9 protein-coding genes and 1 pseudogene are annotated in these 12402 nt (G+C 42.7%); 3 read left to right on the forward strand and 7 right to left on the reverse strand.

From position 1 onward, the window contains the following. Positions 1 to 428: 428 nt before the first annotated feature. Complete coding sequence (locus FTU72_RS15215; protein WP_180012314.1) at positions 429 to 1028, forward strand: hypothetical protein; 600 nt, start codon at positions 429 to 431, stop codon at positions 1026 to 1028. Positions 1029 to 1064: 36 nt separating this feature from the next. Here the strand turns inward: FTU72_RS15215 and FTU72_RS15220 are convergent, their stop codons facing one another. The 7 genes from FTU72_RS15220 to FTU72_RS15250 all read right to left on the reverse strand — a co-directional run bounded on the left by FTU72_RS15220 (position 1065) and on the right by FTU72_RS15250 (position 9607). Beyond that, positions 1065 to 2432: an amidohydrolase family protein gene (locus tag FTU72_RS15220; RefSeq protein WP_180012316.1), complete on the reverse strand. Its 1368-nt coding sequence runs from the start codon at positions 2430 to 2432 to the stop codon at positions 1065 to 1067. 25 nt (positions 2433 to 2457) lie between these two features. Continuing rightward, positions 2458 to 3378 (reverse strand): ABC transporter permease, encoded by a 921-nt coding sequence (locus FTU72_RS15225; RefSeq protein WP_159123035.1) that lies wholly within the window; start codon positions 3376 to 3378, stop codon positions 2458 to 2460. 24 nt (positions 3379 to 3402) lie between these two features. Beyond that, on the reverse strand, positions 3403 to 4497 hold the full coding sequence (locus FTU72_RS15230) for an ABC transporter permease (protein WP_125278683.1): 1095 nt from the start codon (positions 4495 to 4497) through the stop codon (positions 3403 to 3405). A gap of 15 nt (positions 4498 to 4512) precedes the next feature. Then, on the reverse strand, positions 4513 to 6114 hold the full coding sequence (locus tag FTU72_RS15235) for an ABC transporter ATP-binding protein (RefSeq protein ID WP_179992551.1): 1602 nt from the start codon (positions 6112 to 6114) through the stop codon (positions 4513 to 4515). A gap of 111 nt (positions 6115 to 6225) precedes the next feature. After that, on the reverse strand, positions 6226 to 7257 hold the full coding sequence (locus FTU72_RS15240) for a BMP family ABC transporter substrate-binding protein (protein WP_249365091.1): 1032 nt from the start codon (positions 7255 to 7257) through the stop codon (positions 6226 to 6228). Between the two features lie 690 nt (positions 7258 to 7947). Further along, positions 7948 to 8433 carry a nucleoside deaminase gene (locus tag FTU72_RS15245; protein WP_159123033.1) on the reverse strand — a complete coding sequence of 162 codons (486 nt, stop codon included), beginning with the start codon at positions 8431 to 8433 and terminating at the stop codon, positions 7948 to 7950. Between the two features lie 118 nt (positions 8434 to 8551). Continuing rightward, positions 8552 to 9607, reverse strand: coding sequence for an aromatic ring-hydroxylating dioxygenase subunit alpha (locus FTU72_RS15250; RefSeq protein ID WP_179992550.1), 1056 nt, complete (start codon positions 9605 to 9607; stop codon positions 8552 to 8554). 281 nt (positions 9608 to 9888) lie between these two features. On the opposite strand from FTU72_RS15250, the gene FTU72_RS15255 reads away from it, so the two are divergent. Continuing rightward, positions 9889 to 10830: a LysR family transcriptional regulator gene (locus tag FTU72_RS15255; protein ID WP_180053089.1), complete on the forward strand. Its 942-nt coding sequence runs from the start codon at positions 9889 to 9891 to the stop codon at positions 10828 to 10830. 39 nt (positions 10831 to 10869) lie between these two features. Beyond that, a pseudogene (locus FTU72_RS15260) lies at positions 10870 to 12222 on the forward strand (8-oxoguanine deaminase). Positions 12223 to 12402: the final 180 nt, after the last annotated feature.

The following is a 12402-nucleotide window of genomic DNA, read 5'->3' on the forward strand; positions in this document are numbered from 1 at the left end:
CAATTACGCAAAATAATTCGGTACTATTAAACATCGGGACTAGAGTTTTAAGTTTTGTGTGGTAACTCAACTGATGGCTCTAGTCCTCTTATTTTTCAAGTCAATTTTTTATCCGCGATTCGGGTTATCAATATTCTTATTAACCACCTTATATAAGTTTTATCTTTTAATGGGTGATATTGAGTAAAACGAGTAATGATCATTAACTGAATTGAATCGCTACAAAATATGTAACGATTCTAGTTTAAAACCAAATAAAAAATATTTTAATAATAATTATTAAATTTAAAAACAATAATTTATGTCAGTAAAAGTATATATTTTACTTTAAAATCTTCCCAAATATCCCCCCTCTTTTCCTGCTTGCAATTAAAGCTTTTCAGTCACATGATTAAGTGATCAAGGCTGTATATCAAGTGAGTAAAATCATGACGCCTGAACAACGCTTCCAAGCCATTTTGGCCCAATCCAAGCAGCATGATGAAGAAAAATCCCAGCGCTCAAAGCTGGAAAATAACCTGATCGTGCTCAGTCATGAACTAAAGGAACTCGCAGAACGCATTGAGGAACAAGTCACTGATCTCATCTTCGCTGAAATGGATCATTTTCTAGAGTCCCAAGGCTGGAATTCAGAATTTATTAATACCAGAAATAAAAGATATACCCTGAATGAAAAAAATATTTATCTCAGCGCACTTAAGCCAACGATTGGAAAATTTTTATTTGTGATCAAGCATGACCTATTTGAAAGTACTGAACATCAGGTGGAAGCCTGCTTTAAGGATAGTACGACCTTGAGTCATTTTAAAACTGCCATGCAAGGTGGAGATCTTAAAAATGATATTCCGATCAAGGCGCTTGAAGAATGGTTAAAAGGCTTGCAGTTAACCTTGCAGAAATTAAAAGCTGAAAGTAACAACCTCCAGGCTGATGGTCTGACCTATGAAGTAATTAAGGTCGGTCAGATCCATCATAAAAGACTGCCTAACTTTATCGAAGCCTTTTTATCCATTCTGGAGCATAGATAAGCCTGTTTAAAGTTAGGGTTGGTTTTTAAACTTTATTTACAGGCGCTGTAATTCATTGACCGCACTTCCTTGTTCTGCGAGCCATTTCGCGCGTCGCTGGAACAAGGCTGGAGCAGCCTGATTGACCTGATCAATTAAGATTTGTAGATCAGCACGTACCAGTTTTCGGTTTTCTACCACCACTTGGCCGTTCACCATGGTCATATGCACATCTTGTCCTTGGACTGCATGCACCAGATTGGTATGTAAATTAAATAGTGGTCCCTGATTAATTAAAGGCGTCATTCTCGGTGTCGCAAGATCTACCGCAATAATATCAGCAAATTTCCCAGCTTCTAGCGAACCAATCTGATCCTGCATGCCTAAGGCTTTGGCACCTGTCCGAGTTGCCATCTGACAGACAGACCATGAATCCAGTGCTGCAGCATCCAAACCGGAAAACTTCGCCAATAATGAAGCAGTTTTCATTTCTTCAAACATGTCTAAATTATTATTTTCTTTCTCGCCATCAGTACCTAATCCTACAGCAATGCCATGTTTAAGCATTTCCGTAATGGGTGCAGCCCCCGAGGCGAGTTTCATATTTGAGATCGGATTATGTGCGACACCAACATTATAGTGTTTTAAAATTTCGATCTCTGCTGAATTGGCCCAGACACAATGCGCTAACAGGCATTGAGGTACATCCAGCATGCCCAATTGTTCCAGCGTCTGGATCGGGCGCACGCCATAACGTCGAAGGTTTTCTTCAACATCAAACTTGCTTTCGTTGCTATGCGTGTGAAAACCCGTCTGATATTCATGACACATTTTCTGGATACGTGCCAAGGCTTTTTCTTCAGCATAAAACAGATGTTCCAAGCCAACCCAGACCTGAATTCGCCCATTTGCAGCTTGATGCCATTTTTGAATTAAAGCTTCATTACTATTGAGGGTTTCAAAATAGTTGTGATCTGGATGTTCAGCCACATATGGCACCAGCACTGCACGTATACCGAGTTGCTGTGCGGCCTCAGCACTACCTTCCATATAACGCCACATATCCACAATGGTAGTCGTGCCGGATAGCAGCGCTTCGGCATAGCAGAGATAAGAGGCAATTTTGGAATCTTCGGGAGTCACTACCCGATGCATCGGATCAATAAACTGCTGCAGCCAGTCCCAGACCGGTAAACCCTCGGCTGTACCGCGCAGTAAACCTGAGTGACAGTGGGTATTGATCAAGCCCGGCATCAATAAACTTTTGGGATACTGGTCAACTGCAGCTTCAGGATATTGCTGAGTTAATTCCTGTAATGTTCCTACTTGTTTAATAAGAGCGCCATCAATCAGGATGGCACCATCTTTAATACAGTCCAGGTTTGAATTCATGGTCAGGACATAATCTGCGCTCATAATTTTCATAAAGTAATTCCTGAGATTTGTCCGGTTAAGGGCTAAAGGTTTTACCGAGTGATGCTGGTAAATTGAGTTTCAATAACTTCTTGTCGCGTGAAATGAGGACTAAGACGACAATGGTTGCGATATATGGCAATGCCGATAACAGTTCATTCGGTACTTCTAGACCCAGAGCCTGGGCATGAAACTGCAAAATCGTTACACCACCAAACAGATAGGCACCCAACATCAAACGCGTCGGTTTCCATGCAGCAAAAACCACTAATGCAATTGCAATCCAGCCACGTCCTGCAACCATATTTTCAATCCACATCGGCGTATAAACCGTCGACAAGAATGCACCACCAATACCAGCCATTGCACCGCCAAACATGACTGCACCATAGCGAATCGCCAGCACGTTATAGCCCATGGCATGTGCGCTTTCCGGAGATTCCCCTACTGCTTTCAGTAACAGGCCTAAACGGGTTTTACTCAGTACCCACCACACCAGCACAAAAGCAAGTATGGACAGATACACCACATAGTTTTGCTGGAACAGGACTGGCCCTATGAATGGAATATCTGCGAGTCCCGGAATTTTTAGGTTTTCCAGACCCGGTAAGGCAGTACTGACATAATTCTGTCCCAGAAAGGCTGAAATCCCAATCCCAAAAATAGTGAGTGCCAGACCACAGGCGGATTGGTTGGTGCTTAAAGATAAGGTAAAAAATGCAAAAATCAGTGCCATCAATGTGCCTGCCAATCCGCCCATAAATAAGGCACTGGCGACACTGGCTTCATACTGGCTAGCGAAAGCAAATCCAGCAATGGCACCGACCAGCATCATGCCTTCTACCCCAAGATTGATGACACCGGTACGCTCTGCTACCAGCTCACCCAGCCCGGCAAAGATCAATGGCGTTGCCGCAGCGACAGTTCCGGCAACAATTGCGGTTAATTCAATACTCATGTTGTTATCCTTCTTCTGTCTGGATCAGGCTGCTTGCGCAGTGGTCATGGTTTTTTTGATTTTCTTTTTGGTAAAACGGTAGCGGTTTTCAATCAGGGCATCTGAAGCCAACAGGAAAAATAAAAGCAGGCCCTGGAAAATTCCGGTAATCGCGACTGGGAGTTGCAACTGCATTTGTGCCAGTTCACCACCTAAATAGATCAGCGCCATCAGGAAACCTGAAAGTACGATTCCAATTGGATTTAGTCGGCCCAGATAAGCCACAATAATGGCTGCATAACCATAACCTGGTGAAATATTCGGATTGAGCTGGCCGATTGGACCTGCAACTTCACAGATTCCGGCAATCCCCGCCATCAGACCTGAAATTCCCAAACTTAACCAGATGGCTTTTTTTGCTGAAAATCCTGCATATTGAGCTGCCAAAGGTGCCTGACCACTGACTTCCAGTTTATAAGCCATCAGACTCTTACGGATAAAAACCCAGAACAGCACCACTGCGATGATCGTGATAAAAATTGAGGCGTTAATCCGTGTGCCTTCCATAATCAGCGGCAGGGTCGCGCTTTCCGAGAACATTAAGGATTGTGGAAAGTTCATGCCATCTGGATCACGCCATGGACCATTGACCAGATACATCAGCAGGAAAAATGCCACATAGTTCATCATTAAGGTGGTCAAGGTTTCTTGCGCATTAAAATGGGTTTTTAGCAGCGCTGGAATCAGGCCCCAAATTGCACCACCAATCGCACCCATAATCACCATTAAAGGTAAAATCCACCAGCCGATCTGCTCATGAAACAGGATGGCAATACCACCGCCAAAGATGGCCCCCATAGCCAACTGCCCCTCAGCACCAATATTAAACAGACGGGCACGAAACCCAACAGCCAGACCCAAGGCAATTAAAATCAGCGGACTGGCTTTAATTATCAGTTCACTCAGGTTATAGACTGAGCTTAGCGGCTCAATAAAAAAGATATATAAAGCCTGAGCAGGATTCACTCCAAGCATTAAAAACAATAGGCTACCTACCGCCAGCATGGCGAGTAATGCAAGCACAGGTGAGAGCCATTTCATTAATTGAGAAGGATGTTCTCTAGGTTCTAATAAATGCATATTTACACCTCTTCTCTACGCATGCGCTTCATGGACAGGCTCGGATTCAGCCAATATTGCTGGATCTGCCTGAATACCTGACATGAGCAGGCCAATCTGTTCTGCATTGGTATTTTTAGCCGGGACAGGTGCCGACAGCTTTCCACCAGCCAGAACACAAATCTGGTCGCTAATTTCAAACAGCTCTTCCAGCTCTTCTGAAATCACTAAAATCGCAACACCTTGACGGGAAAGATCAATCAGGGTTTGACGGATAAACATCGATGCACCGACATCAACACCCCAGGTTGGCTGGGAAATAATTAATACTTTGGGCTGTTGCAGGATTTCACGCCCCACAATAAATTTTTGCAGATTCCCGCCCGAAAGGCTGCGCGCTTCCGCTTGTGGTCCTGCAGCTTTTACCCCGAATTTTTCGATACATTGCTGGGCAAAAGTGACAGTTTTCTCAAACTGGATAAAGCCCCATTTGTTTAAACCCTGACGAAAGGCAGTTAACAGGGTGTTTTGTGCCAGCGTCATATTCGGCACAGCACCGCGACCTAAACGCTCTTCCGGGACAAAACCCAAGCCTAGATCACGCCGCTGGCCTGCACTGAGTTCAGAAATGTCATGATCTAGTAGAAAAACCTGACCTCTTTTCGCCGTTTGCTCACCGGAAAGCAGTGCTAGTAATTCAGATTGACCATTACCCGAAATACCGGCAATGCCTAGAATTTCACCCGAATTCAGGTTAAGTTGAATATTGGATAAGGACACGCCAAAAGGATCATCAGTTTCGTAATTCAGGTTTTTCACCTGAAACAGCGTGCGATGTTCGCCTGTATATTCAACATGCGCATACGTCGGCAATTCCCGGCCAATCATTAATTTGGCCAGTTCACTGGTACTATTTTCAGAAGGCAATACATAGCCGGTGACTTTGCCATTACGCAGAATCGTCGCTTCATCACAGAGTTCTTTGATTTCATGTAATTTATGGCTGATATAAAGAATTGAAACACCTTGCGAAGCCACCAGTCGCAAAGTTTTAAATAACTGACGTACCGCTTGTGGGGTTAATACGGAGGTCGGTTCATCTAAAATGAGTAAGGAAGGATTTTGGAGTAGACAGCGGATAATTTCGACCCGTTGTCGCTCACCAATCGATAAAGAAAAAACTTCACGCCGTGGATCTACCGGTAAGCCATATTGTTCTGATACTTCGGTGATTTTAGCCGCTAAGCTTTTCAGGTCTATTTTCTCATCCAGACCTAATAAAATGTTTTCAGCTACGGTCATGGTTTCAAATAGGGAGAAATGCTGGTACACCATGCCAATCCCCAGTTTCCTGGCCATCGATGGACTTTCTATCTGTACTTCTTTGCCATTCCAGACGATATGACCGCTATCTGCTTTGGTCGCGCCGTAGATGAGTTTCATCAAGGTACTTTTACCAGCACCGTTTTCACCCAGGATGGCATGAATTTGCCCAGGTTGGACTTTTAAATTAATACTGTCATTTGCTTTCAATGAGTTATAGCTTTTGCTGATATTGATCAGCTCCAGTCGTGGAATTTGCTGCTCATTGAGCGATGACGTTTCGATGTCATTTGACATGTGAGGCAGATCGCTCATAACTCAGTCTCCACTCATTTTGGCCCAGTCCATAAAGTGATTCATGGACTGGGGGATGATTTTTCAGGATTTACTTTCTTTTATTTTTAAGTCATACACATAGTGAAAGGATTATTTAGGTAATGAACCTTCAACTCCTTTCACATAGAAGTTCATTTTTCCAAGCGCTTCATCTGTCATTTTGCCGCCTTTGGCAATCACCAAAGTTCCATCCTGTTTATAGATTGGGCCCTGGAATGGATGTAATGTGCCTTTATGAATCGCACTTTGTGCATTTAAAGCAGACTGTTTCACCTTGGCAGGAACAGCAGGTCCGAAGTTTTCAATTTTCACTGCATCCTGTTTTACGCCATACCAGAGAGCGGCAGGTTTCCAGGTTTTATTAGCCACTTGCTGCATTGCTGGCGTATAAATTTTTTCCCAGTGCAGTACTGAAGCAGCCAGATGCGCTTTAGGACCAAATTTGCTCATGTCTGAATCCCAACCAAAGGCATAAACGCCTTTTTGCTGGGCAGCTTGCACAACTGCTGGCGAATCTGTGTTTTGCATCAGCACATCAGCTTTTTGAGAAATCAGCGCCAAAGCCGCATCACGTTCTTTACCCGGGTTAAACCATGAGTTCACCCAGATGACTTTGGTTTTGACTTTAGGATTGACGCTTTGTGCACCCAAGGTATAGGCATTAATATTACGAACCACTTCCGGGATCGGGAATGAGGCTACGACACCCAAGGTATTAGTTTTGGTGGTTTGCCCTGCCACTACACCCAGCATGTAAGCACCTTCATAGGTACGTACATCATAGATGCCTAGGTTTTTCCCCTGCTTATAACCGGTCGCATGCATGAATACGGTATTGGGGAACTGCTTCGCGACTTTTTCCATCTGGTTCATATAACCAAAAGAGGTCGCAAAAATTACTTTATTGCCCTGCTGTGCCAGATTACGAATCACACGTTCAGCATCGGCCGTTTCAGGTACATTTTCGATATAAGTCGTTTTAAATTTTCCGCCCAAAGCTTTTTCAGCTTTAATACGCCCCTGATCATGAGAATACGTCCAGCCATGGTCACTGGTTGGTCCAATATAGACAAATGCAGCTTTATCGACTGCAAAGCTCTGACTACTGATCCCCAAACCCATAATTGCAGCCGCAATTACAGGCAGTGAAAATTTTTTCATTATCTTTTTATGTTTGGACATATTCAGCATAAATTGCCTCCGTGAATGCCATTTGAGTTTTATAAATAGCGGCTTTAAAAGATCTGAATCGACATCAAAAATTTTACTGATTGCTATATTTCTATTAATTAGCAACTTCTATTCCAATTCAGTTCAAAAAATAGAACAGGTGGATTGCAAGACACTTATAATTTTTAGAATGATCTGTTCTTTTATTTATTTTTATAAATTACAATTATTTACTACCAAGTATTGAGTATAAAAAAGTTGAACAGTTAAGAATATAAGCCGAGAAATATAGATATCAATCTAAGACAATGAGTAAAGTTGCTAGAAAACCAAGCTCAGCTCAAGGTTGAGAAATTAATAAAGTTGAAAATTTAAAAATTCTTGTGATTTTCTTTTGATCTGCGCTAGATAAGTGCGTCAGCTCTAAATCGTGTGCGCCAATAAATGGCTTATAATTGGCAATGCACTGAATGAATAAAATGGATTTTTAAAAATAGAAAATTAAGGAAAGTATTTTTAGAAAATAGAGACTGGATTGCAGGGTTTTAAATTGAGCCTACAATCCAGAAAATCTGTTTTTATGGTCTTATAAATAATATAAATAAAATGAAGTAGAATTATAAAAAGAATAATTTCAAATCTTCACCGAGATGACCAGAAGTCTTTTTGCAATTGAACCGTTTCCTGTTCAAGTTCCATGATTGGTCCAATCAGCTCAATATTCTTCTGACCATGAGCAAAAACATACTCAGCAGAAACACTCATAGTCGGATTCTCATTGTGGTTTCCAGTACATTGCAATAATTTTTCTTCGGTCATGGCATAGACCACCCGCCCGATATTGGCCCAATAAATCGTTCCAGAACACATGCAGCAAGGTTCAACTGCCGTATATAAGGTGCATTCAGCCAGATAATCCGGCGTAAAATTGCTGGCTGCGATCCGGGCTAAAGTACTTTCTGCATGGTTGACCGTATCAATATTACATTGGGTCAGTAAAACCGTTTCATGATCAGGTGCAACCAGCACCGCACCAAAAGGATGATGGCCTAAAGACATTGCCCGCTTGGCAACCTTATTGGATAATCTTAAAAAAGATAGCATTTGCTCATGGCTAGGCTGTGGCATAAATTACTCTAAAATTAGTAGTTCAATGGTCATAGCTCCTCTAAAAAGAGGATTTTCGACATATATGGAATAAAAAAGCACCCCAACAGACCAGGGTGCATAAAGGAGGAAATTTAATTTAAACAATATAGCGTTTGCTTAGGCCCCATTCCCCCAGAATGCGGCGATAAGTTGTCGAAGAACGGTCAGCTTCAAAATGTGCTTCCATAGTGATATCCAAAGGTAATTCTTCTGGTTTCTGGCTTTCGACCATGTCCTGATCTTCAGCAAAAATTTGTGCGTTAAAATCGTAAACCGCTTGCAGATCACCAGTCGTATCAAAATTACGGGTCAATGGCACAAATAAACGGGTTTGATTATGAGATACCGGACAGCAGGCATTTAGAATTTTCAGGATGCCATTTTCCGGAAAATGCACCGTTAAAATCGCTGAAAATGGTGGATAAACATCAAACACACGTTTCCACAAAAATCCTTCGGGTGCCAGATGCTGCAAGCCATGTGGATAGTTGCTGACATCGCTAACATATTCTGTATGCAAGCCATAAGGAGTGCGCAAAGTGGAATACTTTTGCACGATCGGATTATCACGTGAAGCGAAAGATTCATGATGCACCCAGGCAAAATGCGCCACATCAATAAAGCCTTCCAGCTGCCGGCCACTTGAACCACCGATATCAACAAATGGCGGTAAGATGGATTGGTGCTCTTCACTGTCCCAGGTATCCAGATCAGGGAAATTAGCTTCTGATTCATCCCGGCTAAACAGACTGGTCCAGACCAGACCATATTTCAAGACCACTGGAAATTTGGTTAAGGTAAAACGATCCGATATGTTCGTCAGTTCTGGTTGAGCCGGTATTTTGGTGCATTTTCCTTGAGTGTTGTAATGCAAGCCATGATAAGGACAAATGATTTCTTCACCCTTTACCCAGCCTTTGGTTAATGGCACACCACGATGCGGACAGATATCACGAACCAGATGAATGCTGCCACTCTCAGTTTGATATAGGGCCATCTTCACATCCAGAAGTTGTACCTGCTGTGGCGTAGTACTCACATCCTGAATACGGGCAACTGGATACCAATGCTGAGCCAGGATATTCCAGTCTGATGGGTCAAAGCCGCTACAGTGCGGTTGACTGAATAAATTAAGCACCGGGATCGCATTCATAGTTCACTCACAAATATTTATTGCATGACAACGGCTTAAATTTTTATTTCATTAAGCTGCCTTGTTGTTCTTTTATAAAATTAGCCAAATGCCTGTTCTACTGTCTATTAGAATGTTTCGTAGCCCGTGTTCCAAAAAATAGAACACAAAACTTTTACTGTTCCATTTCTTTGAAAATTGGCACAGAAATCGCTTATCCACTTACATAGAACCAGAATCACTTAGTTTCTAGCTGAAAATTATGTGATTAAAACGATGTGCAGGTGGATTGACGTGATTTTATGAATATTACTTTTTCAAGATTTTCAGAATATTTTATTGCCGTAGCCAAAACAGGCAGCCTCAGAAAAGCAGCTGATAAGCTTTATATTTCTGTCTCCGCGATTCATCGTCAGATCACTCTGGCAGAAGAAGAATTTGGCATCGTGCTTTTTGAACGGTTGCCGAGTGGCCTGAAGCTGACATTAGCGGGTGAATTGCTGTATGCAGATTTACTCAAATGGCAAAAAGAATTCCATCAGACCTGTGTACGTTTTGATGAAATTCAGGGTTTATCACGCGGCAGCATTGAACTCGGACTCATTGCGGCACTCAGTGACGGTTTCGTTTTAGATTCTCTACAATATATGTATGAAAACTATCCCTGGATCAATTTCAATATCCAGATTCAGGAAAGTGATACCGTCTCTAAAATGATTATGGATGCTGAAGTTGATTTTGGCATTCTGCTCAATCCTAAAAGTCATAATCAGCTCGAAGTCATGTCTTTTGTGGAAATCCCGGTTGGATTTGTGATGGCCAAATCTCATCCTTTAGCTCAGGCAGAAAAAATCTATTTTTCCGACACTTTATACTTTAAGCATCTCATTCCCTGTGCCCCTTTAATCATTCATGACTATGTCTATAGCCTGTATAAACATCACCAATTTATGCCACAGCAAAAGCTGGAGTGTAATGACATTCGCATGATTACCTCTCTGGCAGAGCGCAACTTAGGGATTGGGGTACTGTCCTATATCGATGCTTTGCCTTATTTAGAACGTGATGAACTGGTGTTTAAACCGATCATTGAAAAAGGTATGCATCCACTGACCCTTGCCCTTTGTGTGGCACCGAAACGGCAAATTTCCCGTATCTCACAAATCATGATGAACCATCTGATCGACCAGATGGAAGATTTGAAAATCAAATTACAACAGCTCAATGCCTCATGTGCTGCCTGATTCATGTGCAGCACAAATAAAACTTATTGGAAAAAAGATATGACAACCTTATGGATTAAAAATCCTCTTGCTGTATTTACCGCAAATGATCTGGATGCCCGTGGTGGCTTGGTCATCCGCGATGGCAAAATTATTGAACTGGTGGCTTTGGGACAAACCCCAGCATCGCCTTATGACCAGTTCTTTGATGCCCAGAATTTGGTGATTACACCGGGACTGATTAATAGCCATCATCATTTTTATCAGACCTTGACCCGTGCTTGGGCTCCCGTGGTCAATGCGCCGCTATTTCCATGGCTAAAAACCTTATATCCGGTCTGGGCCAAATTGAATACTGAACAGCATTATCTAGCCACTCAAATTGCATTGTCTGAATTACTGCTTTCCGGTTGTACCTTTGCTGCGGATCACCATTATCTGTTTCCACAGCAGCTGTCCGATGCCATTGATGTTCAGGTTGAAGCATCAGAACAATTAGGGATTCGGGTCATGCTGACCCGAGGTTCCATGAGTCTGGGTGAAGATTCTGGTGGCTTGCCACCGCAGCATACCGTACAGGATATGGACACCATTCTGCTGGACTCAGAACGGTTGGTGCAGAAATATCACCAGCGTAGTGCTGATGCGATGGTCAATATTGCGCTTGCACCATGTTCACCATTTTCAGTCACCCAAGAAATTATGCGAGAAAGTGCTGCACTGGCAGAAAAACTGGATGTACGTCTGCATACCCATCTGGCCGAAACACTGGATGAAGAAGAATTTTGTCTGTTTAAATTTGGCATGCGCACCGTCGATTATCTGGAAAGTGTAGGCTGGCTTAATTCCAGAACCTGACTGGCGCATGGCATTCATTTTGATGCCGATGAGATCCAACGCTTAGGGCGGGCTCAAGTCGGTATCTGTCATTGTCCGCATTCCAATATGCGTCTGGCTTCAGGGATTTGTCCAACCATGGATCTACTGGAAGCAGGAGCAGTCATTGGTCTAGGTGTGGATGGCTCTGCTTCGGGTGATGCGTCTAACCTGATTCTGGAAGCTCGGCAGGCGATGTATTTACAACGTTTAAAATATGGTGCAGAAGTGATTACGCCTGAACGTGCTTTAACCTGGGCCACACAAGGCTCGGCACAGGTACTGGGACGTGAAAAGCACCTAGGACAAATCGCAGCAGATTTTCAGGCAGATTTAGCTTTTTATAGTCTGGATGATGTGCGTTTTTCAGGGATTCATGATCCGATTGCCGGCCTGTTACTGTGCGGTGCAGACCGTGCCGAACATGTCATGGTGAATGGACAATGGGTCGTTAAAGACCGGGAAATCCTGAATCTGGATCTTGAAGCGGTTCAGGCTGCACATCGTCAGGCAGCGAAAGCTTTACTTGCGGCCTAAAAAATCTATTAGCGAATTGCTGTTATTTAAATATAAAAAGCCCTTCGATATGAAGTAATGCCAGTCAGTTAAGCAAATATTAGTAAAATGTAGTAAAAATGAGTGTATGTAAATACGCTCATTTTTTTATGACTTTATCTGAAAATTTAGATTGCACCCTTCAACATTCTTTACCTTCAC

Origin of the sequence: Acinetobacter sp. YH12137, from assembly GCF_013418535.1 — a bacterium.
Taxonomy (GTDB): Bacteria; Pseudomonadota; Gammaproteobacteria; order Pseudomonadales; family Moraxellaceae; genus Acinetobacter.